The sequence below is a fragment of the Streptacidiphilus monticola genome, assembly GCF_042658505.1.
Classification (GTDB): domain Bacteria; phylum Actinomycetota; class Actinomycetes; order Streptomycetales; family Streptomycetaceae; genus Streptacidiphilus; species Streptacidiphilus monticola.
In genome coordinates, this window is record NZ_JBHSQJ010000069.1 from 1 (window position 1) to 21,009 (window position 21,009).

The window sequence follows — 21,009 nt, forward strand, 5'->3', positions numbered from 1 at the left end:
TGGTGGCCCCAGTGGTCCCCGCCCTCGCCCCCGGCGCCTGCGACTCCCCGGCCCGCGGCCTGCGGCCCGCGCTGACTCCGGCCTCGGGCTGCGTGTCCCTTCCTCGGCCGACCCTGACCGCGGCCCCACCCGGGCCGGCTCCTCCCCGTCCCTGCCTCCCCGTCCCCGCCCTCCTGTCCCCTCACCTCACCTCTCCGAACCGGCTCGTCGTCGCCGCGGCCGGAAGGAGGAGTGGGGTGCGGCGGGCTTTCCGGTGGGTGCGCCGGAGGCGATGGTGCCCAGGAGGGGAATCGAACATTCGCCTTCTTTCGGGGAATACCGGGCGCGCTGACGGGCCGTCACCCTGGAACCGCGGCCCCGTCCGGGCCGCAGGACGACTGGGGAGGACCTCCGCATGACGGTTGAGGCCGGTATCGACGCCACGTCCCAGGGCGGCGAGCGGCAGCCCACCGCGCTCGGCACGGCAGCAGCGAAGAACCTGGCGACCACGACCAAGACCCCGCCGCAGATGCAGGGCATCACCTCCCGCTGGCTGCTGCGCATGCTGCCGTGGGTGCAGGTGTCCGGCGGCACCTACCGGGTGAACCGAAGGCTCAGCTACGCCGCCGGCCGTGGGCGGCTCAGCTTCGCGCAGACCGGGGCCGCCGTCCGGCTGGTCCCGCCCAGCCTGCGGGAGCTGCCCGCGCTCCGCGGCTTCGAGGACGACGACGTGCTCGCCGAACTCGCCGGCCGCTTCGGCCAGCAGGACTTCGAGCCCGGCGAGGTCCTCGCCGAGCTGGGCTCCCCGGTGGACCGGGTGCTGGTCATCGCGCACGGCAAGGTGCAGAAGGTCGGCGTCGGCAAGTACGGCGACGCCCACGCCGTGCTCGGCGTGCTCGCGGACGGCGACCACTTCGGCGACGAGTCGCTGCTGCGCGCCGACGCCTCGTGGGAGTACACCGCCAAGGCCCAGACCGCGGGCACCCTGGTCGCGCTGCCGCGCCAGGCGTTCCTGCAACTCATGGAGCGCAGCCCCCAGTTGGAGGCGCAGCTGCTGGCCTTCCAGGCCACCCAGGAACGGGCCCAGGACCGCCACGGCCAGGCGGAGATCGAACTGGCCGCCGGCCACGACGGCGAGCCGGAGCTGCCGGGCACCTTCGTGGACTACGAACTGGCGCCGCGCGAGTACGAGTTGAGTGTCGCGCAGACCGTGCTGAAGATCCACAGCCGGGTCGCGGACCTCTACAACCAACCGATGAACCAGATCGAGCAGCAGCTCAAGCTGACCGTCGAGGCCCTGCGCGAACGGCAGGAGCACGAGATGATCAACAACCGTGACTTCGGGCTGCTGCACAACGCCGACCACGAGCAGCGGATCCAGACCCACGGTGGCCCGCCGACCCCCGACGACATGGACGAGTTGCTGTCCCGTCGCCGCGGCAGCAAGTTCTTCCTGGCCCATCCGCGGGCCATCGCGGCCTTCGGCCGCGAGTGCAGCCGACGTGGGCTTTACCCGGACGCGGTGGACGTGGGCGGCCACCAGATCCCGGCCTGGCGCGGGGTGCCGATCTTCCCGTGCAGCAAGATCCCGGTGAACGGCGGTCACACCAGCTCGATCCTGGTGCTGCGCACCGGTGAGGACAACCAGGGCGTGGTCGGCCTGCACCAGACCGGCATCCCGGACGAGTACGAGCCCAGCCTCTCGGTCCGGTTCATGGGCATCAACGAGAAGGCCGTGATCCAGTACCTGGTCAGCGCCTACTTCTCCTGCGCCGTGCTGGTGCCGGACGCGCTCGGGGTGCTGGAGAACGTCGAGGTGGCCCGGCCCCGCGCCTGACGGGCTGCCGCCCCCGCTCCGGGCCGGCCGCCCGGCGCGGGGCGCCCGCCCGGCCGGTCCACCGCCCTGACACCAACTGCCCTGAAAGGGGGGCCGGTTGAGCTGGACCGACGTACTGATCTTCGTCGGCGTGATGGTCGCCGCGGGGGCGCTGCTCTGGGTACTGCAGCGCAGCGTCCCGCACCCACTGCGGGAGAGCCACAACGACGTCGCGGGCTTCATCTTCGCCGCCGTGGGCGTGCTCTACGCCGTGCTGCTGGCCTTCGTGGTGATCGCCGTGTGGGAGAACCTGGACTCCGCCCGGCAGACCACCTTCAAGGAGGCCAACGCCCTGGCCGGGGTCTACTGGATCTCCCGCGACCTGCCGATCGAGGTCGGCGGCCCGCTGGAGAGGCAGACCCTGGAGTACGCGCAGACCGTCGAGACCAAGGAATGGCCGCTGATGTCGAGCCACCGCAGCAGTCCGGCGGCGACGCAGCTGGTGTACGCCATGCGCAGCACCGTGTTCGGCTTCCATCCGGAGAACGAGCAGCAGAACGTCCTCTACGAGCACGCGGTCTCGCACGTCGAGGAACTGGCCTCGGAACGGCGGGAGCGGCTCAACCAGATCGACGACCAGGTGCCGACCATCCTGTGGATCGCCCTGCTGGCCGGCGGTCTGCTGACGGTGGGCTTCACCTACCTGTTCGGCCTCTCCAACACGCTGGTGCACGGCCTGATGGTGCTGACCCTCACGGCGCTGGTGGCCGTCTCGCTGATCCTGATCAAGGAGATGGACTACCCCTTCTCCGGCGTCACCGCCATCAAGCCCACGGCCTTCGAGGTCTTCCTCAGCCGGCTGCCACCGCCCCGGCTGACCACCTGAGGGCCCTCTCGGGATCCTCGCGACACCGGCCCAAGTAGGACCGGATCAGACCTACTTGGCCCCTACGGTGGTGACGACAGCCCCAAGGGAGAGAGGTGGACCCCATGCCGACCGTCGTCACCGCCGAGAAGGACGAGCGCGACGCCCTGCTCAACTTCGTCGAGGCCCAGCGCGGCGCCGTGCGCCGGGCCGTGAGCGGCCTGGACCGCGAGCAGCTCACCGCCCGGCCGACCGCCAGCGAGCTCAGCCTGGGCGGACTGGTCAAGCACCTCGCCGAGGTCGAGAGCAACTGGACCCGGGTGATCCTCGCCGGGCGCGAGCCGCTGGTGCAGCGCGACGAGCAGACCTGGGGGGACTCCTTCCGCCTGCTCGACGGGGAGGAGATCGAGGACGTGCTCGCGTTCTGGGCGCGAGTGCAGGCCGAGACCGAGGAGATCGTCAACTCCCTGCCCAGCCTGGACGTCACGGTGCCGCTGCCGGACAAGCCCTGGTTCCCCAAGGAGCCGCGCAGCGCGCGCTGGATCCTGCTGCACCTGGTGCAGGAGATCGGCCGGCACGCCGGCCACGCGGACATCCTGCGGGAGTCGGTGGACGGGGCCACCGCGTTCCAACTCCTCGGCTACACAGGCTGATCGCCGAATTTTCGAATTCACAGCCGGTTCTGTGCAACTGCCCGGCGGTCCTGCGTAGTCAAACCTGCGTGGAATCGAACGGGCACGGGCGCAAGCGGCGCAGGATCCTCACCATTCTGGCAGCGGTCACGGCCGGCCTCGTCCTCGGCGGGGCCGGTCTCGCGTGGTACGGCTACGCGCGGCTGAACGCCAACATCCGCACCGAGCCGCTCTACACCGGTACCGACCCGCAGCCCGCCCGGGCCACCGCGAGCGCCCCGGCGGTCGCCGCCCCCGAGGCGCTGGGCACCGGCCGGGCCCTGAACATCCTGGTGATCGGCACCGACGCCCGGGACAGCGCGGCCGACTGCGCCCTCGGCCACGACTGCGGCAGCGGCGAGCGCGCGGACGTGGAGATGGTCGTCCACCTCTCCGCCGACCGCAGCAACGCCACCGTCATGTCCATCCCGCGCGACCTGCTGACCGATCTGCCCGGCTGCAAGGACCCGAACACCGGGCGCAGCGTCGGGGCCCGCTACGGGATGATCAACAGTGCCCTGGACTACGGGCCGGGCTGCAGCGTCGCCGCCGTGGACCAGCTGACCGGGCTGACCATGGACCACTTCGTCAAGGTCGACTTCTCCGGCGTCGTCAGCATGTCCGACGCCGTCGGGGGCGTGTCGGTGTGCGTGGACCGGAACGTCTACGACCCGGACTCCGGGCTGAAGTTGAAGCAGGGGACGCACGTGCTCAAGGGCGTCGCGGCACTCCAGTTCGTCCGGACCCGGCACGGCTTCCTGGACGGCAGCGACCTCGGACGCACCTACACCCAGCACCTGTTCCTGAGCCGGGCCGTCAACGCCGTCAAGAGCGCGGGCACACTGACCGACCTGCCGCGGCTGTGGTCGCTGGCGTCGGCGGCGACGAAGGCGCTGACGGTCGATCAGGGGCTGGGCGACGTGGGCAAGCTGGCCTCGCTGGCGCAGGAGTTCAACAAGGTGCCCAGCAGCAGGATCACCTTCGTCACCATGCAGAACTACGACGCGCCCGCGCCGAACCAGGGCCGGGTGCTGATCAGCCAGTCGGCCTACCGCCTGTTCCAGGCCATCGCCGAGGACCGCGACCTGTCCGCGGCCGCCCCCGTGCCCAGCGGCGCCGCCTCGGCCTCGGCCGCTGCTTCTGCCGAGGTGACGCCTCCGGCTGCGACAGCTGCGTCCTCGTCCGCCTCGTCCGCCTCCGCCTCGCCGTCGACCGCGGCCTCCCGGGCGCTGGCCGGGGCGCACGCCCAGCTGGGCAGCGACGACCAGGGCTGCGCCCAGGTCAGCACCTTCAACACCATCCCCACCGGGCCGAACACCGGCATCACCCCGACCGAGGCCTACGCCCGCCACAGCGAGGTGCCGGACTCCGCTCCCTGAGCGTCCCCTGTAACGTCCCCCGCAGCCGTCCGCGTCGTAAGGGCAGAACGGAGCAGCGACGAGACGACGAGGTGTGGGGGCGCGGGTGCGGACAGCACAAGTCGAGGAGTACCTGGAGTTCGCGGGGGCGCGGACACCGGCGCTGTACCGCAGCGCCTGCATGCTCACCGGCGGGGACACGCACCTCGCCGAGGACCTGGTGCAGGAGACCCTGGGCCGGATGTACGTGCACTGGCGGCGCGTCTCCGGCGCGGAGAACCCGGTGGCCTACGCGCACACCGTGCTGGTGCGCAGCTTTCTGAGCCACCGCCGGCGCCGGAGCAGCGGTGAGACGCCCACCGGCTACATCCCCGACGCGGCGGGGCGGGAGGGCGACCCCAGCCTGCGGGTCACCCTGCTCGCCGCGCTGGGCCGGCTGGCGCCCAGGGACCGGGCGGTGCTGGTGCTCCGCTACTGGGAGGACCGCAGCGTCGAGGAGACCGCCCACGCCCTGCGGCTTTCCGCGGGCGCGGTCCGCACCCAGTCCTCCCGCGCCCTGGCCCGGCTGCGCGCGGTCCTCGGCGACGGCCTGCCGGAACTGGCCGCCAACCGCTGAACGACGCGGCGCTGCACCGGAGTTCAGCAAGGCACTTCAGCCCCATCCCTTTCTTCCAGCGACAGAAACGGTGGACGCAGAGCCATGACTCCCCCCTCTTCCTCGTCCTACGAGGACCAGCTCGCGCAGGCGATGCGCGCGGCGGGAGACTCCCTTCCGGAGCCCCCCGTCACCGAGCTCATCCAGGACGGCCTCAGCGACGGCCGCAGGCGGCGCACCCGCCGCCGTGTCTCCGTCCTCGGCGGATCGGCCGCGCTCGTCGCGATCGCGGTGGGCGGCGCGATCCTGCCGAGCGCCGTCACCCCCGCCAAGCACGCCCAGGCCGGTCCGGCGAGCGGCCACAGCACTACCCCCGCGCAGCAGGCGCAGGCCAAGGGACCGAACCCGGTCTCCGCCGAGGACATGGTCAAGGCGCTCAAGAGCGTGCTCCCGGCGGGCACCTTCAAGAAGACACTGGCCCGCGGCACCGTGGAAGGCCGGTTCCAGCCGGTCGCCATGGGCGTCTTCGACGACCGCCACGGCGCGGCGCTGGTCTCCGTCAGCGTCGACCGCAACGGCACTCCGAGCGGCGGGGTGGGCTGCCCGGACCCGAAGTACGTCCCCGGCGCGGTCTGCGCCGACCAGAAGCTGTCCGACGGCTCCCGGCTGGTGGTCCTCCAGGGGTGGGAGTACCCCGACCACCACGGCGCCAAGGACTGGTCGGCGGACCTCTACCGCACGGACGGCGGGCACATCTCCTTCAACGAGTGGAACAGCCCGCAGGAGAAGGACGCCCCCACCACCCGGACCGACCCGCCGCTGTCGCCGGCCCAGTTGAAGGCCGCCGTCACCGGCCACGCCTTCGACGCCGCGCTCGCCTCCATCCCGGCGAGCATCACCGGCAAGGGGGTCCCGGCTACCTCGCCGAGCACCCAGGCCATCGCTTCCGAGGCCAAGTCGCTGTTGCCGCAGGGTATTTCGGCTACCGACAAGGGTGGCCGGGCCGGGACCGCCGCGCTGCTCCTGAACGAGGGAAAGGGTGCCGACCTCCTGCTGGTGAGCGTCGAGCGCTGGGACCTCGGCACCCTGACGGCCCGGAAGATGTACGCCTCCACCTTCCCGGGCGCGACCACGCTGGCCGACGGCACCCGGCTCTACGTCCAGGAGATCCGCGGCAAGGGCGGCACCGGGACCAAGGTCTGGCAGGTGGCGGTGTCGCGCAAGGACGGTACGCGCGTCGTCCTGCTCCTGGCCAACTCCGCCGACCTGGCGGGCAGGCCGACGCGGGCGACCCCGGTGCTCAGCACGGAGCAGCTGACGACCCTCGCCCTCAGCGCCGGCTGGGAGTCGGTCAAGTAGCCTGACAGCATGTCAGCGCCGCTGGAGATCCGCCCCTACCGGCCCTCGGACCGGGAGGGCCTGTACGAGGTCTGCGTCCGCACCGGGGACAACGGTGCGGACGCGGCCGCGTTGTATCCCGACCCGAGGATCCTGCCGGACATCTTCGTCGGGCCCTACCTCGCGCTGGAGCCCGAACTCGCCTTCGTCCTGGCCGAGTCGGAGGGCGCCGGGCGTCCGGTCGGCTACATCCTCGGGACCGCCGACACCGCCGCCTTCGTCGCGCGCTACCGCGCGCGGTGGCTGCCCGGCGTCGCCGACCGCTACCCGGGCGACGGCGCGCGCGAGCGCGAACTGCGGCACCCGGAGTGGATGCTCTGGCCGGAGGCCGCCGGCCACCCCGCGCACCTGCACATCGACCTGTTGCCGGAGGCCCAGGGCCGGGGCCACGGACGGCAGTTGATGCGGACCTACCTCGACGCCCTGGCCGCGGCGGGGGTCGGCGCCGTGCACCTGTCGATGGGCGAGGCCAACCACGCGGCCCGCGCCTTCTACGACCGGCTCGGCTTCACCGAACTCGCCCGCCGCGGCGGCGGCGTGCTGATGGGCCGGGCGACCGCCGACGGTCAGACGGTGACGCCGAAGTCGGTCGCGATGCCGACCAGGCCCGAGGCGTAACCCTGGCCCACCGCGCGGAACTTCCACTCCGCGCCGTTGCGGTACAGCTCGCCGAAGACCATGGCGGTCTCCGTCGCCGCGTCCTCGGTGAGGTCGTATCGGGCGATCTCCTGGCCGTTGGCCTGGTTCACCACGCGGATGAAGGCGTTGCGCACCTGGCCGAAGCTCTGCCCGCGGTTCTCGGCGTCGTAGACGGAGACCGGGAACACGATCTTCTCCACCTCGGCCGGCAGGCCCGCCAGGTTGACATTGATCTGCTCGTCGTCGCCCTCGCCCTGGCCGGTCAGGTTGTCGCCGGTGTGCACGACGGTGCCGTCCGGGGTCGACTTGTTGTTGTAGAAGACGAAGTGCTTGTCCGTCAGGACCTTGCCTGCGTTGTTGAGGACGATCGCGCTCGCGTCCAGGTCGAAGTCGGTGCCGGTGGTGGTGCGCACGTCCCAGCCGAGGCCGACGACGACGGCGGTGAGGCCCGGGGCCTCCTTGGTGAGCGAGACGTTGCCGCCCTTGGACAGGCTGACGGGCATGGTGGGTGTCCCTTCTGACGGGCCGACAGGCGGGGCGCGGCGCGCCCCGCTTCGCCGGTAAGAACGCCGGGGGAGCTTCTTACGGTTCCCGGGGAAAACGCAGACCGAGTTCCCAGACGACCGGATTGTCCGACAATCCCTCGTGCAGTTCGGCGAAGTCCGCCAGCACGTCGTGGAGGAAGTCCCGCGCCTCGCGCCGCAGCACCCGGTGCTCCACCGTCAGCGGGCGGTCGTCGCGGACCCAGTCGGCGGTCAGCTCCACCCAGTCGCCGCGCCGGGCGAAGCGCAGCCGGTCGGCGGACTCGGTGAAGTCGAGTTCGGCACGCTGCGGTCGCCGGCCCACCCCGGTCGGCACGGCGTCCAACTGCTCCACGATGTCGCACAGCGCCCAGGCGAAGTCGAGCACGGGCACCCAGCCCCAGCGGGTGGACAGGTCCCGTCCGTAGCCCTCGATGAACACGTCCCCGCAGAACAGGTCGTGCCGCAGCGTCCGGGTGGTCGCCGTGGCGTAGTCGATCCCGGGCGGGTCCGGGAAGCGGGGGGAGAGGTGGTAGCCGAGCTCGATCACCCGAGCAATCTAGTGCCGTGTCCCGGTGCCCTGTCCGAAATGGACTCGCCCGAGCGGGCGGCGAGGCGGGATGATCGGACCATGTCGACCGTCCCCGTCCGCGTCCGCGGCTCCGTGCTCGTTCCCGAGGCCGAGCTGCAGTGGCGTTTCTCACGCTCCTCCGGCCCGGGCGGCCAGCATGTGAACACCTCGGACACGCAGGTGGAGCTCCGCTTCGACCTCGCCAACTCGGCCGCGCTGCCGGAGGTCTGGAAGCAGCGTGCGCTGGAGCGGCTGGAACCGCGGCTGGTGGACGGCGTGCTGACGGTCCGGGCGAGCGAGCACCGCTCCCAGTGGCGCAACCGCGAGGCCGCGGCGGTGCGCCTGTCCGCCCTGCTGACGGAGGCCGTCGCGCCCCCGGCGCGCCCGCGCCGTCCGACGAGGATCCCGAAGTCCCTGGTGGAGCGCCGGCTCGCGGACAAGAAGCGCCGCTCGGAACTCAAGCGCGGCCGCAGTCTGCGCGGCGAGCCGTGACCGGGGTCTGACGCCGCGTCAGCCCAGGTGGCGGTACTGGCCACGGAAGTAGGTGAGCGGGCCCCCGGTCGGCGGCCCGACGTGGGCGGCCAGCACCCGGCCGATCACCAGCACGTGGTCGCCCGCGGGTATCCGCTGCTCGGTGCGGCACTCCACGGCGGCCAGGGCGTCGGCGACCAGCGGGGCGCCGGAGGCCTTGCCGGTGACGTGTGGGAGGTCCGCGAACAGCAGCCGGTCGCTGACCCGGCCCTTCATGGCGAAGCGGGCGGCGGTCGTCCGCTGGTCCGCGGCGAGCACGGACACCGCCCAGTGGTCCACCCGGGAGAGGACCTCCTCCATCCGGGAGTCCTCGCGCACCGAGACCAGCACCAGCGGCGGCTCCAGCGAGACGGACAGGAACGCCGTCGCGGTCATCCCGATGTCCTCGCCGCGCGGACCCTCCTCGGGGTCGTGCGCGGTCAGCAGGACGACGCCCGAGGCCAGCTGGCCGAGGGCGGCCCGGAACTCCTCCGGGCTCGCCTGTCCGGCGGTGCTGGTGGGCGCCGGCAGGTCGGCGGGGGACTCGGGTGGGATCGCGGCGTCGTACACGTCATGAACGGTATCCGGGCCGCTGGTGGGCGCGCATCGGACCATCGTCGGAAAGGATCTAGGTCCAGCGAACTAAACGGACATGACATGTGAGTTGAGTCACAAGGGACCTGCTTTTGCTGACCGAGAGTGCCGCGGAGTGTGCTCTGTGTGTTTCAGTTTGTCTGGCAGTCGGACGATAGGCATGTTCTCCAGGTGACCGTGCGGTGGAGGGAGTGTGCGATGGACGGCGACGAGCTCGACCACGCCGAGCCCTACGTCCGTCTTTCCACCCTCCGGACGCTGCACCGCATCATCGCCGACGTGAACGCCGCCCGGAGCCTGGCCGGCACCCTGCAGGCGGTGGTCGAGGGGGCCGTCACCGGCCTCGGGTTCGACGCCGCGGCGGTGAGCCTGGTGCGACCGGACGGGGACCTGGTCGTCTCGGCGGTCTGGGAGCTGACCGAGCAGGGCGGTCCGGGCGAGGGCATCAACAGCCTGCTGGGACGTATCGGTTCGCGGGAATCCTGGGAGCGGCTGCTCGGCGTCGGCGACACCTGGGGCTCGCTGATCTTCGTCCCGCACGAGCGTGCCTGGGCGATCGCTCCCGACCTGCCCGTCTGGGGCGGCGGCGGGGGAGAGGTCCCGGAGGGCTGGTGGCATCCCGAGGACGCGCTGCTGGCCCCGATGCGCAGCCTCGGCGGCGAACTGCTCGGGGTGCTCTCCGTGGACCGGCCGCGCAACGGCCGCCGCCCCGGTCCGTGGCTGCGCGAGGCGCTGGAGATGTTCGCCCAGCAGTGCGGCATCGCCATCGGCAACGCCCGGCTGCGGGCCGAGATGCAGCGCACGCTGATCCGGCTGGAGCGCGAGCAGCAGACCTTGCTGGCCAGCGAGGAGAGCTACCGTCAGGCGTTCGAGTTCGCCCCGAGCGGCATGGCCCTGACCGAGCTGCACGGCGAGCAGGCGGGCCGGCTCACCCGGGTCAACGACGCCCTGTGCCGGCTGCTGGGCCGCTCCCGGGCCTCGCTCCAGGCGCAGACCTTCGCCGATCTGGTCCACCCCGAGGACGCCCGGGAGCTGCGCAAGATCGCCACCGGCAACGGCCGCGCCGAGGTCCGACTGGCCCGCCGGGACAACGGCTGGCTCTGGGTGCACCTGCGCAACTCGGTGATCTCGGACGCCACCGAGGGCGCCCAGTTCCTGCTCACCCACGTCGAGGACATCGAGGACCGCAAGCGCCACGAGCTCCAGCTCGCCCACCGGGCCAGCCACGACGCCCTCACCGGCCTCCCCAACGCGGCCGAGTTGCGGGCCCGGCTCAGCCTGCGGCTGTGCGAGCACCCGCACCAGCTGCCGGTCCGCGCCGGTTCGCCCGACCACGGCTACGACCTCAGCGCCTTCGAGGACGGTTACCGCGCCCCGAGCCACGGCAGCGACCACGAGCACGTGCACACCGCGCTGCCGGACGCCAGCCGCAGCGGCCGCGGGCTCGCGGTGATCTTCTGCGACCTGGACGGCTTCAAGGGCATCAACGACCGCCACGGCCACAACGCCGGCGACGCCGTCCTGATCGAGGTGGCCCAGCGACTGCAGCAGGTGGTCCGCGAGGGCGACACCGTGGCCCGCCTCGGCGGGGACGAGTTCGTGGTCCTGGCCGACGGCGTGGACCGGGAGCAGGCCAAGGAGCTGGCGGCCCGGCTCAAGACGGCGATCAGTCCGCCGATCCGCTGGGAGAACCGGACACTGCGCGTCGGCGTCAGTCTCGGTATCGGCTGGGCCGGCTGCGGCATGACCATCAACGAGGTCCTGCACACCGCCGACGAGCTGATGTACGTGGAGAAACGCGCCCGCTCGGCGCCAGGAGGCCGCTCCCACCGGCGGGCGGGCTGACCTTCCGTGCCGCGGTCGGCCTTACCTCCGGATCACTCTGTCGGGGTAGTGTGCCGGGGTCAGCCAAGCGACCCCTGGGGAGTTGAAGACCCGATGACGGCCGATAACCCCGGCGTGCCCGAGGACGACGACCCGTTCGCGTACCTGTACCGCGCCGACGGCGCGCCTGCGGACGTGGACGCGGCGACCGCGCCGCTGCCGCAGCAGCAGCCGGGCGTGCCCCGCACCTCGTACCAGCAGGCCACCCAGGTCGGTCGCACGCAGTACGGCCAGCGCGCCGCGTACCCCGGCGCCGGGCAGCAGCAGGCGGCCCCGCCGCAGTACGGCTACGCCCAGCCGCAGCCCCAGCAGCAGGCGCAGCCGCCGGTCCCCCCGCAGGCGGGATCGCGTGCCGCGAACCGCGGCGGTGGCGGCAACCGGGGCGTGGTGCTGGGCGTGGTGGCCGTCGTGGTGGCCATCGCCATCGGCATCGGCTTCGCCCTGTTCAACTCCAAGGACCACTCCGGTGACACCGCCGGTTCGACCGCCGGCTCCACCAGCCAGGCCTCGACGGCCGCCTCCGGCAGCCCTTCTGACGGTTCGTCGGCTTCCGCCTCCCCGTCCGCCCAGCTGCCCGGGATCGCCGACGCGGCGACGATGACGCTCGCGGGCACCCAGGCCTCGACCCAGTACCCGGGCGCCAAGGCCGCGGGCGGTGCGTCCGTGCCGCTCACCGCCCCCGGCCAGAGCATCAGCTGGACCGTGACGGTTCCGGCCGACGGCAGGTACAACCTGCACGTCCGCTACGACAACGCCGCCGCCGACGCCCAGGGCACGATCACCGCCGGCAGCGAGACCGGCAAGGTCAACCTGAAGAACTACAGCGGCCAGCAGGGCGACTGGACCAAGGGATGGGTCCACTCCTACGGCGGCATCAACCTCAAGGCCGGTCAGAACACCATCGTGCTGACGCTGGCGGCCCCCGGCCAGCCCGGCGTCTACATCGACCAGTTGGCGCTCTCGACCGACACCGCGAACCCCTGGGGCTGATCGATCCTCTCCCACGCGACGTGAGGCCCCCGGCCCCGCCCGAGCCGCGGGAGACGGGGGCCTCTTGCTACGCCGCGCGCGCCGGGGCGAACCGCTCGGCGCCGACGGCCCACGCGCCGCCGCGCATGACGCCGGCCACGTTCCAGTCGGCGTCCAGCACCACCAGGTCCGCCCGCTTGCCCACCGCCAGCGAGCCGACCTGGTCGTCGATGCCCAGCAGCCGGGCCGGGTTGGCCGACAGCATCCGGACGACCTCCGCGAGCGGGAGCTGATTGACCGTCACCGCCCGCTTGAACGCGACGTCCAGGGTCAGCGTCGAGCCGGCGATGCTGCCGCCCTCCGCCAGCCGGGCGACGCCCTCGCGGACCTCCACAGCCAGCGGGCCGAGCATGTAGTCGCCGTCGCCGAAGCCCGCCGCCGCCATGGCGTCGGTGATCAGCGCGATCCGGTCCACGCCCGCGCCCCGGTAGGCCAGGTCGACCACGGCCGGGTGGAGGTGCACGCCGTCGCCGATCAGCTCGACGGTCACCCGCTCGTCCTCCAGCAGCGCCACCACCGGGCCGGGCGCCCGGTGGCCGATCCCCGGCATGGCGTTGAAGAGGTGGGTGGCCACCGTCGCCCCGGCCTCGACGCCGGCCAGTGCCGCGTCGTAGGTGGAGTCCGTGTGCCCGATGGCAGCGATCACACCGAGGTCGGCCAGCATCCGGATCGACTCCAGGCCGCCGTCCAGCTCGGGGGCGAGCGTGACCATCTTCGCGTGGCCGCGGGCCGCCTCGACCAGCTTCCGCACGACCGCGGGGTCCGGGTCGCGCAGCAGGTCGGGGTCGTGCGCGCCGCAGCGGTTGATGGAGATGAAGGGCCCCTCGAAGTGCACGCCCGCGATCACGCCGTCCTCGGCCAGCTCGCCGAGCAGCGCCGCCTGCCGGCACAGGTCGTCGATCTCGCCGGTGACGGTGGAGGCGATGGTGGTCGTGGTGCCGTGCAGCAGGTGGGTGCGGGCGGCGGTGAGCACCTGCTCGGCGGTGCCGGTCGCGTAGGAGGCGCCGCCGCCGCCGTGGGTGTGCATGTCCACGAAGCCGGGGACGACGGTGTGACCGCTGAGGTCGAGCGCGGGCGCTGAGCCGACCGGACTGTCCGCGGGCGCTTCCGTCGCCGCGATCCGGCCGTGCTCCACGGCCAGGTACCCGTTGTCGACCACACCGGTGGGGAGGACGACCCGGGCCCCGGCCAGCACAGTGCGTTCCGCGTTGCTCACGCGGTCACCTCCGATGAGAGCAGGTCCCAGGCGAGGAGACCCGCGCCCAGGCATCCGGCATTGTCTTTGAGCATGGCCGGAACGATGACGGGCGGCACCTGGAACGTGAGTCGTTCGGCCAGGGCCGCGCGCAGCGGTGCGAACAGCGTGTCGCCCGCCTCGCCGAGGCCGCCGCCGATGACGACCGTGCCGGTGTCGAGGACGCTCTGAGCGATCGTCAGACCGTCGGCCAGCGCGGCCACCGCGTCCTGCCAGACCTCGGCGGCGCGGGGGTCGCCGAGGTCGACCGCGGCCGCGCAGTCCGCGGCGGTGGCCTTCTCGTCGCCGCAGGCCTCGGCCCAGGCCCGGGTCACCGCCGCCGCCGAGGCGACGGTCTCCAGGCAGCCGCGTGCGCCGCAGCCGCACGGCCGACCGCCCGGGCGCACGATGACGTGGCCGATCTCGCCCGCGGCGCCGTGCGCGCCGGACTCGATCCGGCCGTCGATGCCGATGCCTCCGGCGATCCCGGTGCCCAGGGCGACGAAGAGGAAGCGGGGGACGCCCCGGCCGGCACCGAGCCGGCCCTCGGCCAGGGCTCCGGTACGCATGTCGTGGCCGAGCGCCACCGGCATGCCCAGCCGCTCGCGCAGCAGCGCCGCCATGGGGAGGTCCCGCCAGCCCAGGTTCGCGGAGAACACCGCGATGCCCTCGGTCTCGTTCACCGTGCCGGGCACGCAGACCCCGGCGGCCTCGGCGGGCCGCCCGAACCGGCGGATCCCCTCCTCGCGCAGGTCGGCCGCGTAGTCGAGGACGGCGGCGACCACGGCCTCGGTCCCCAGTTCGCGTCCGGTGGGACGGCGGTCCCGGTGGAGCAGGGTGCCGTCGGGGGCGACCAGGGCGGCCTTCATCCCGGTGCCGCCGACATCGAGTGCGATCACGTGCTTCACGAGTCGGCAGTCTCCCTTGTCGGAGGCCCAGAGGTCTAGTCCAGTCGCCGGATTGGGTCGGGTGTACCAGAGTAATGGACTGGACCAATGTGGTCTAGACCAAGTGGAACCGCAGGTCAGGACCGCGGCGTTCCGGCAAGGGGGTGGCGCGGGGCAATTCCGTGAAGTTCCGTTTCGCCCCGGTAAGTTGCGCGATTTCCAATGATTCGTCCGATTCTCCGTTGCGCAGGGTGCAACGAAGGCCAGCGATTCGGTAAATGGTGTAGACCTCTTGGGTGTCCCTCGGAAGACTGACCGCCACAGCGGGGCCGCAGGGTTGCTGCCGGCCTTGGACTCTTCCCTCTCGAAGGCGGTACTTGCGTTGAAGCGTCGTGTTCTCGCCCTTACGACGGTCGGCGTCGTCGGTGCGCTGGCCCTCACGGCCTGTGGCAGCAGCAAGAGCGGCGGCAGCTCGGCCGACGGCACCACCACCATCAAGCTGGTCGCGGCCGACTACGGCTCCAACGGCCAGAACCCCAGCAAGGCCTACTGGGACGGTGTGGTCAGCGCCTTCGAGCAGGCCAACCCCAAGATCAAGGTCGATGTCACGGTCATCAGCTGGGACGACATCGACGCCAAGCTGGCGACGATGATCCAGAACAAGCAGTACCCGGACATCGTCCAGGGCCCCGGCTACGCCACCTGGGCCAAGGCCGGCCTGCTCTACAAGGCGTCCGACGTGCTGTCCGGAGCCACCCAGTCCAACCTGGTCCCCTCCCTGGCCAAGGCCGGCGAGCAGGAGGGCACCGCCTACGGCATCCCCTTCGTGTCCTCCTCCCGGGCGTTCCTGATCAACAACGCGCTGTGGAAGAAGGCCGGCCTGCCCATGACGGGCGGCAAGGCCGTGGCGCCGAAGACCTGGGACGAGGTCGAGGCCGACGCCAAGAAGCTGAAGGCGGCCGGCGTCCAGGTGCCCCTCGGCGTCCCGCTCGGCAAGGAGGAGGCCCAGGCCGAGTCCTTCATGTGGGAGATGAACAACGGCGGCGGCTACCTGGACGCCTCCGGCAAGTGGGCCATCAACTCCCAGGCCAACGTGCAGACCTTCCAGACCCTCAAGAAGTGGGTCGACGAGGGCCTGACCGAGCAGGCCCCCGCCTCGGTCAACCGCACCGACCTCTACAAGGACTTCGCCTCCGGCAAGGTCGGCATGCTCAACGGCCACCCGACCCAGCTCGGCGACATCAAGACCGCGAACCTCGACGTCACCTGGGCCCCGCTGCCCACCGCGCAGGCCGGCGGCACCCCCAAGACCCTGGGCGTCGGCGACTGGATCTCGGCCTTCAAGGCGGGCGGCCACGCCGACCAGATCAAGGCATTCCTGGACTTCGTGTACCAGAAGGACAACCAGGTCAAGTTCGACGAGGAGTACAACCTGCTCCCGGTCACCAACGACGCGGTGACCCAGGTCAGCGCCGACAAGCCGGAGCTCAAGCCGTTCCTGGACGCGCTGCCCAACGCCCTGTTCGTGCCGGTCTCCATCCCGGCCTGGGACAAGGTCAACACCGAGGTCAAGAACCAGATCGGTGACGCGCTCAAGGACCCGCAGAAGGGCCTCGACAACCTGCAGCAGGTCGCCCAGACCGCCGGCCAGTGACCCTGACCGGTCGTCCATGACCGCGCGGCGGGACGGTGCCCCCTCATCGTCCCGCCGCGCCCGGCTGTCCCACCGGCTGTCCAACCCCGAACCCGCACAGGGGAGTTAGACCCGTGTCAGAGAACAAGGCCGTCAAGGCCTCCGCGGCCGGCGGGCGCAACACGCTCGCCCGGCTCGGCCCGCTGCCCTGGATCGGCCCGGCCGTCGTGCTGATCCTGCTCGTCGTGGTCTGGCCCGTCGTCGAGATGGTGCTGACCTCGCTGCACAAGATCGACGGACTGGGCATCGACTACGGCTTCAACGGCGTCGGCCGCTACCAGAAGCTCTTCGACGACCCCCGCTTCGGCCAGGTCATGGTCTGGACCGTGGTGTGGACCGTGGTCGTCGTCGCCCTCACCATGCTGATCTCGCTGGGCCTGGCCCAGCTGTTCAACCAGCAGTTCCCGGGCCGCCGTTACACCCGCTGGGCGCTGATCGCCCCCTGGGCCGCGTCCGTCATCATGACCGCGATCGGCTTCCGCTGGATGCTCGACGAGGTCGCCGGCGTCTTCAACACCCTGATGGTGGACCTGCACCTGATCCACCACCCCGTCGCCTGGCTCGGCGACGCCTCCCACTCCAAGCCCTGGCTGATCGCCGTGGCCGTCTTCGTCTCGCTGCCGTTCACCACGTACACCCTGCTGGCCGGCCTGCAGACCGTCCCCGCCGAGGTCTACGAGGCAGCCAAGGTCGACGGGGCCACACCCTGGCAGACGTACCTCCGGGTGACCCTGCCGCTGCTGCGCCCCTCGTTCCTGGTCGCGCTGGTCATCAACCTGATCAACGTCTTCAACTCCTTCCCGGTCATCTGGGGCATGACCCAGGGCGGGCCCAACGCCGACACCTCCACCTCGACCGTGTTCATGTACCTGCTCGGCCAGACCGACATCGGCGAGTCGGCGGCCATGTCCGTCGTCAACTTCGCCGTCGTCATCGTCATGGTGCTGCTCTTCCTCAAGGTCAGCCGCTGGAACGAGGAGGGCTGACCCATGGCCACCACCACCGCCCCCGCCGCCGAGCCCCGCGCGCTGGCCACGGCCCCGGCCCCCGGTCCGGTCAAGAAGCCGTTCACGCTGAAGAAGCTCGTGCTCACGCTGACCGCGTGGGTGCTCGCCGTGGTCTTCCTCGTCCCCTACCTGGAGATGGTGATCACCGCGCTGCGCCCGCCGGGCGAGCTGCGCGACTCCTCCTACCTGCCCAAGTCCTTCGACTGGTCCAACTTCTGGAAGGTCTGGCAGGACACCACCATCGGCTCCAACGTGCAGGTCACCCTGCTCGTCTCGGTCGGCGCCACGCTGCTGGTGCTGCTGGTCGCCCTTCCGGCGGCCTACTACACCGCCCGGATCCGCTTCCGCGGCCGCAAGCTGTTCCTGCTGCTGGTCCTGGTCACCCAGATGTTCCAGCCCACGGCTCTGCGGGTGGGCCTGTACCGGGAGTTCGACCAGCTGGGCATGCTGGACAACGTCTGGTCACTGGTTCTGGCCAACGCCGCCTTCAACCTCGCCTTCGCGGTGTGGATCCTCTCCGCCTACATCGGCTCGATCCCGGCCGAGTTGGAGGAGGCGGCGATGATCGACGGGACCAGCCGCGTCGGCGCGCTGTTCCGGGTCACCCTGCCGCTGGCCCTGCCCGGCGTCGTCACCACCGTGATCTTCACCTTCATCGCGGCGTGGAACGAGTTCATCATGGGCCTGACGCTCATCAACACGGACACCAAGCAGCCGCTGACGGTGGGCATCAACAACATGATCGGCGCCTACAGCGTCCAGTGGAACTACGTCTTCGCCGCCTCCGTCGTGGCGATCATCCCCGTCGTCATCCTCTTCGCCTTCATCGAGAGGCATGTCGTCTCCGGCCTGACGGCGGGTTCCGTGAAGTGAACTGACGCCCGGTCATGCGGCAGGGGCGGCCCCATGTGCGGGAGGCCGCCCCTGCCGCTGTCCGTCGTCAGAGGCTGAGGTGGTACGCCTTGCGCAGCGTCTCGTGCACGGTCCAGGTGGTCCGGTCGCCCTCGCGCAGCACGCAGGCGTCGCCCGGCCCCACGTCGAAGGTGCGTCCGCCCTCGACGGCGATGGTCGCGCGGCCGCTGACGACGACGAACAGCTCGTTCGCCTCGGTGTCGGTCACCACGCCCGGGGTGATCTGCCAGATGCCCCGGACCTGCGAGCCGTCCGCGGACTCCCAGAGCACCTTCCCGGTGACCTCGGGTGTGCCGGAGACGATCTGCGCCGGGTCGAGGGGCTCCGGCTCGAGCTGGGCGTCCGGGATGTGCACGGCGAAACTGTCCATGCCACCGGACCCTAGTTCCCGCAGGTGGGGCCGGGCAGATGCACTGTGCGTCGGACCCGGCGGGCAGAATGACAATGTGACGGAACCGAGCGGACTGACGGACCTCGACCGGGCCATCCTGACCCTGGAGGCCCGGCCCTTCCGCACGCCCGGCGCGAAGGAGGCCGCGATCCGCGAGGAGCTGGGCCTGGCCCCGGTGCGGTACTTCCAGCGCCTCAACGCGCTGCTGGACTCGCGGGAGGCGCTGGCCTTCTCCCCGGTGCTCGTCAACCGCCTCCGCCGGCTCCGCGACGACCGGCGCTCACGCCGGTGACCCGCGCCCGCGCCTAGAACCGCTCGGCCAGGCTGCCCAGCAGGGCCACGACGCCCTCGGGGCCCTGCACGATCAGGTCGGCCCGGGAGGCGAGCGCGGTCACTGGGGCCTCGCCCGTCGTCGGCGCGGCGCAGACCAGGAGACCCGGGTTGCCGTCCTTGCGCCACTGCGCGACCGCGTCGAACGCGGCGATGTCCCCGAGGTCGTCCCCGGCGTAGAGGACTGACGCGGCGTCACGCTCGGCGAGGTAGGCCCGGAGCGCGTCCCCCTTGTCCGTCCCCGGCGGGCGCAGCTCCAGTACGAAGCGTCCGGGCTCCACCGCCAGGCCCAACCGTTCGGCTGCCGACAGCAGTTCGGGCTCCAGAGCGTGCAGCACGGCGTCCGGGTTGGCCGTGCGCCGGGTGTGGACGGCCAGGGCCGCGCCCTTGTCCTCGATGCGCACGCCGTCCGGGGCCCCGGCCACGATGGCCGGCAGTTCCTCGCGGAGCGCGAGGACGCCCGGGTGGGGCGGAGGCGTGCGCAGCTCGCCCGTCGCCGCGTCCCAGCGCTCGGCGCCGTAGTGGCCCAGGATCGTCAGGCGCTCCAGCCCCGTCACCCCGGCGAAGCCCGCCAGCTCGAGCGCCGACTCCACCGGCCGCCCGGTGATCACGGCGACCCCGGCGAGGTGCGGTGCCAGCCGCGCCAGCGTCGGGACGGCGTCCGGATGGACGTAGGCCTCGCTGGGATCGGCCACGATCGGGGACAGGGTGCCGTCGAAGTCCAGTGCGACCACGGCCCGTTGGGGTTCGGCCAGAATCGCGGCCAGCCCGGCCGCGCCCGCCTCGGTACTCGGCTGCATACCGACGACAGTACCCCGCCCCGGTGCTGCGGGGGCGAACCACCCGTATGCGGACGATTTCTACCTCATAACTGTCACGCTCCGGTGGCTGTGCTGTGACAACGCCGCCGCTACCTTTCCCCTTGAGGGGGCGGGGGTAACCATGAAGTGGACCGTGCCCGGGTACACGGAGACCCGGGAGTTGGGATCGGGTGCGAGCGGGCGGGTCGTGCTCGCACTGCACCAGGCGACGGGGACACCGGTCGCGATCAAGTACCTGAGCGACGAGCTGCGGTCCGACCCGGACTTCCTGCAGGAGTTCCGCGCGGAGGCGCGGCTGCTGGGCGACCTCGAATCACCATACGTGGTCCGGATGTTCGAGTACGTCGAAGGCCCAGCGGGCGCGGCCATCGTCATGGAGCTGGTCGACGGCATCGCGCTGCGCGCGCTGCTGCGCCAGGCGGGGGCGACCGGGCCCGAGGCGGCGCTGGTGGTCCTCAAGGGCTCACTGCTGGGCCTGGCGGCGGCGCACGAACTCGGCGTCGTACACCGCGACTACAAGCCCGAGAACGTGCTTGTCGCGGCTGACGGTTCGTCAAAGCTGGTCGACTTCGGCATCGCGGTGAAGGCGGGCGAGGACGGCGGCATCGCCGGCACCCCGCCGTACATGGCCCCCGAGCAGTGGACCGGCGGCGCGGCCTCCCCGGCCGCGGACGTCTACGCGGCGACGGCGACCTTCTTCGAGTGCCTGACGGGCTCGCGCCCGTTCCCGGGCGTGACCTTCGCGGAGCTGGTGGTCCAGCACACGGAGGCCCCGATCCCGGACGAGCAGGCGCCGGAGGCCGTGCGCCCCCTGATCCGCCGCGGCCTGGCGAAGGCGGCCGCGGAGCGGCCGGAGAGCGCGGCGGAGTTCGTGGCCGAGCTGGAGGCGGTGGCGGGCGCGGCCTACGGCCCGCAGTGGGAGGAGACCGGCCGGAAGAAGCTGGCGGCGCTGGCCGCGCTGCTCCCGCTGCTGTTCCCCTCGGCGACGGGCGACGTCCCCGGCGTCACGTCGGCGTTGGCGCAGACGACGCTGCGGCCGCCGGAGCGGACGAAGCCGCCCCGGCTGATCCGGAAGCGGCGTCTGCTGTACGGCGGCGTCGCCGCCGGGCTGGGCGTCGTCCTCATCGGCGGCGTCGCTGCGGGCGTCAGCACCGGCAGGCACCACCTCCCCGGCCACCCCATCGGCGACGCGACCCCCGTCGCGCTCACGTCCTTCACCCCCGGCGGCAGCCCCACCCCGGTCCCCACGAGCCCGTCGCCTGCGCCGACTTCGGCCGGCCCGTCGCCTTCGGCGTCCAGCACGA

22 protein-coding genes are annotated in these 21,009 nt (G+C 71.9%); 15 read left to right on the forward strand and 7 right to left on the reverse strand.

Annotated elements, in window-relative coordinates; all coding sequences use genetic code 11:
- Positions 1–394 precede the first annotated feature (394 nt).
- The 7 genes from ACFP3V_RS16960 to ACFP3V_RS16990 all read left to right on the forward strand — a co-directional run bounded on the left by ACFP3V_RS16960 (position 395) and on the right by ACFP3V_RS16990 (position 7,300).
- Positions 395–1,816, forward strand: a complete 1,422-nt coding sequence (locus ACFP3V_RS16960; RefSeq protein ID WP_380584212.1) for a family 2B encapsulin nanocompartment shell protein — start codon at positions 395–397, stop codon at positions 1,814–1,816.
- 97 nt (positions 1,817–1,913) lie between these two features.
- The gene (locus ACFP3V_RS16965; protein ID WP_380584214.1) at positions 1,914–2,681 is read left to right on the forward strand and encodes a bestrophin-like domain; all 768 of its coding nucleotides are present in this window, start codon (positions 1,914–1,916) and stop codon (positions 2,679–2,681) included.
- A 104-nt stretch (positions 2,682–2,785) separates the two neighbouring features.
- Positions 2,786–3,313, forward strand: a complete 528-nt coding sequence (locus tag ACFP3V_RS16970) for a DinB family protein (RefSeq protein WP_380584216.1) — start codon at positions 2,786–2,788, stop codon at positions 3,311–3,313.
- A 68-nt stretch (positions 3,314–3,381) separates the two neighbouring features.
- Positions 3,382–4,710, forward strand: a complete 1,329-nt coding sequence (locus ACFP3V_RS16975; protein WP_380584217.1) for an LCP family protein — start codon at positions 3,382–3,384, stop codon at positions 4,708–4,710.
- A gap of 85 nt (positions 4,711–4,795) precedes the next feature.
- On the forward strand, positions 4,796–5,305 hold the full coding sequence (locus ACFP3V_RS16980) for a SigE family RNA polymerase sigma factor (RefSeq protein WP_380584219.1): 510 nt from the start codon (positions 4,796–4,798) through the stop codon (positions 5,303–5,305).
- An 84-nt stretch (positions 5,306–5,389) separates the two neighbouring features.
- Positions 5,390–6,643: a hypothetical protein gene (locus ACFP3V_RS16985; protein WP_380584221.1), complete on the forward strand. Its 1,254-nt coding sequence runs from the start codon at positions 5,390–5,392 to the stop codon at positions 6,641–6,643.
- 9 nt (positions 6,644–6,652) lie between these two features.
- The gene (locus ACFP3V_RS16990) at positions 6,653–7,300 is read left to right on the forward strand and encodes a GNAT family N-acetyltransferase (RefSeq protein ID WP_380584223.1); all 648 of its coding nucleotides are present in this window, start codon (positions 6,653–6,655) and stop codon (positions 7,298–7,300) included.
- Here ACFP3V_RS16990 and ACFP3V_RS16995 read toward each other — a convergent pair.
- Positions 7,249–7,824, reverse strand: coding sequence for a TerD family protein (locus tag ACFP3V_RS16995; protein ID WP_380584224.1), 576 nt, complete (start codon positions 7,822–7,824; stop codon positions 7,249–7,251). The genes ACFP3V_RS16990 and ACFP3V_RS16995 overlap by 52 nt on opposite strands.
- Positions 7,825–7,903: 79 nt before the next feature.
- On the reverse strand, positions 7,904–8,392 hold the full coding sequence (locus ACFP3V_RS17000) for a hypothetical protein (protein ID WP_380584226.1): 489 nt from the start codon (positions 8,390–8,392) through the stop codon (positions 7,904–7,906).
- Between the two features lie 81 nt (positions 8,393–8,473).
- On the opposite strand from ACFP3V_RS17000, the gene arfB reads away from it, so the two are divergent.
- Complete coding sequence (arfB, locus tag ACFP3V_RS17005; RefSeq protein WP_380584228.1) at positions 8,474–8,905, forward strand: alternative ribosome rescue aminoacyl-tRNA hydrolase ArfB; 432 nt, start codon at positions 8,474–8,476, stop codon at positions 8,903–8,905.
- Between the two features lie 18 nt (positions 8,906–8,923).
- Here arfB and ACFP3V_RS17010 read toward each other — a convergent pair whose 3' ends face one another.
- Positions 8,924–9,493 carry a flavin reductase family protein gene (locus ACFP3V_RS17010; protein ID WP_380584230.1) on the reverse strand — a complete coding sequence of 190 codons (570 nt, stop codon included), beginning with the start codon at positions 9,491–9,493 and terminating at the stop codon, positions 8,924–8,926.
- 222 nt (positions 9,494–9,715) lie between these two features.
- On the opposite strand from ACFP3V_RS17010, the gene ACFP3V_RS17015 reads away from it, so the two are divergent.
- The gene (locus tag ACFP3V_RS17015; RefSeq protein WP_380584232.1) at positions 9,716–11,362 is read left to right on the forward strand and encodes a diguanylate cyclase domain-containing protein; all 1,647 of its coding nucleotides are present in this window, start codon (positions 9,716–9,718) and stop codon (positions 11,360–11,362) included.
- Between the two features lie 93 nt (positions 11,363–11,455).
- The gene (locus tag ACFP3V_RS17020) at positions 11,456–12,391 is read left to right on the forward strand and encodes a carbohydrate-binding protein (RefSeq protein WP_380584234.1); all 936 of its coding nucleotides are present in this window, start codon (positions 11,456–11,458) and stop codon (positions 12,389–12,391) included.
- 67 nt (positions 12,392–12,458) lie between these two features.
- On the opposite strand, the gene nagA is transcribed toward ACFP3V_RS17020, so the two are convergent.
- Together nagA and ACFP3V_RS17030 are read right to left on the reverse strand one after the other, a co-directional pair.
- Positions 12,459–13,646: an N-acetylglucosamine-6-phosphate deacetylase gene (nagA, locus tag ACFP3V_RS17025; protein ID WP_380584236.1), complete on the reverse strand. Its 1,188-nt coding sequence runs from the start codon at positions 13,644–13,646 to the stop codon at positions 12,459–12,461.
- On the reverse strand, positions 13,643–14,572 hold the full coding sequence (locus tag ACFP3V_RS17030; protein WP_380584238.1) for an ROK family protein: 930 nt from the start codon (positions 14,570–14,572) through the stop codon (positions 13,643–13,645). Before ACFP3V_RS17030 ends, nagA begins: the two co-directional genes overlap by 4 nt.
- 361 nt (positions 14,573–14,933) lie before the next feature.
- Between ACFP3V_RS17030 and ACFP3V_RS17035 the strand changes: the two genes are divergently transcribed.
- The 3 genes from ACFP3V_RS17035 (at position 14,934) to ACFP3V_RS17045 (ending at position 18,124) form a co-directional block, all read left to right on the forward strand.
- A complete protein-coding gene (locus ACFP3V_RS17035) occupies positions 14,934–16,205 on the forward strand; it encodes an extracellular solute-binding protein (protein ID WP_380584240.1) in 1,272 nt (423 codons plus the stop codon).
- A gap of 113 nt (positions 16,206–16,318) precedes the next feature.
- Positions 16,319–17,230 (forward strand): carbohydrate ABC transporter permease, encoded by a 912-nt coding sequence (locus tag ACFP3V_RS17040; protein ID WP_380584242.1) that lies wholly within the window; start codon positions 16,319–16,321, stop codon positions 17,228–17,230.
- Positions 17,231–17,233: 3 nt separating this feature from the next.
- Positions 17,234–18,124, forward strand: coding sequence for a carbohydrate ABC transporter permease (locus ACFP3V_RS17045; RefSeq protein WP_380584244.1), 891 nt, complete (start codon positions 17,234–17,236; stop codon positions 18,122–18,124).
- A 67-nt stretch (positions 18,125–18,191) separates the two neighbouring features.
- Here ACFP3V_RS17045 and ACFP3V_RS17050 read toward each other — a convergent pair whose 3' ends face one another.
- Positions 18,192–18,533, reverse strand: a complete 342-nt coding sequence (locus tag ACFP3V_RS17050; protein ID WP_380584246.1) for a cupin domain-containing protein — start codon at positions 18,531–18,533, stop codon at positions 18,192–18,194.
- A gap of 76 nt (positions 18,534–18,609) precedes the next feature.
- Here ACFP3V_RS17050 and ACFP3V_RS17055 point away from each other — a divergent pair, with 76 nt between their 5' ends.
- Positions 18,610–18,846, forward strand: a complete 237-nt coding sequence (locus ACFP3V_RS17055; protein ID WP_380584248.1) for a DUF3263 domain-containing protein — start codon at positions 18,610–18,612, stop codon at positions 18,844–18,846.
- Positions 18,847–18,859: 13 nt separating this feature from the next.
- Here the strand turns inward: ACFP3V_RS17055 and otsB are convergent, their stop codons facing one another.
- Entirely contained in the window at positions 18,860–19,684 is an 825-nt protein-coding gene (gene otsB, locus ACFP3V_RS17060) for a trehalose-phosphatase (protein ID WP_380584249.1), read from the reverse strand.
- Positions 19,685–19,826: 142 nt separating this feature from the next.
- Here otsB and ACFP3V_RS17065 point away from each other — a divergent pair.
- The coding region (locus tag ACFP3V_RS17065) for a serine/threonine-protein kinase (protein WP_380584251.1) at positions 19,827–21,009 on the forward strand (1,183 nt) is incomplete at its 3' end.

Coding starts and splice junctions, on each gene's coding strand:
- ACFP3V_RS16960 (WP_380584212.1), top strand. CDS start 395: ATGACGGTTGAGGCCGGTATCGACGCCACGTCCCAGGGCGGCGAGCGG.
- ACFP3V_RS16970 (WP_380584216.1), top strand. CDS start 2,786: ATGCCGACCGTCGTCACCGCCGAGAAGGACGAGCGCGACGCCCTGCTC.
- ACFP3V_RS16985 (WP_380584221.1), top strand. CDS start 5,390: ATGACTCCCCCCTCTTCCTCGTCCTACGAGGACCAGCTCGCGCAGGCG.
- ACFP3V_RS16990 (WP_380584223.1), top strand. CDS start 6,653: ATGTCAGCGCCGCTGGAGATCCGCCCCTACCGGCCCTCGGACCGGGAG.
- ACFP3V_RS16995 (WP_380584224.1), bottom strand. CDS start 7,824: ATGCCCGTCAGCCTGTCCAAGGGCGGCAACGTCTCGCTCACCAAGGAG.
- arfB (WP_380584228.1), top strand. CDS start 8,474: ATGTCGACCGTCCCCGTCCGCGTCCGCGGCTCCGTGCTCGTTCCCGAG.
- ACFP3V_RS17015 (WP_380584232.1), top strand. CDS start 9,716: ATGGACGGCGACGAGCTCGACCACGCCGAGCCCTACGTCCGTCTTTCC.
- ACFP3V_RS17020 (WP_380584234.1), top strand. CDS start 11,456: ATGACGGCCGATAACCCCGGCGTGCCCGAGGACGACGACCCGTTCGCG.
- ACFP3V_RS17045 (WP_380584244.1), top strand. CDS start 17,234: ATGGCCACCACCACCGCCCCCGCCGCCGAGCCCCGCGCGCTGGCCACG.
- ACFP3V_RS17050 (WP_380584246.1), bottom strand. CDS start 18,533: ATGGACAGTTTCGCCGTGCACATCCCGGACGCCCAGCTCGAGCCGGAG.
- otsB (WP_380584249.1), bottom strand. CDS start 19,684: ATGCAGCCGAGTACCGAGGCGGGCGCGGCCGGGCTGGCCGCGATTCTG.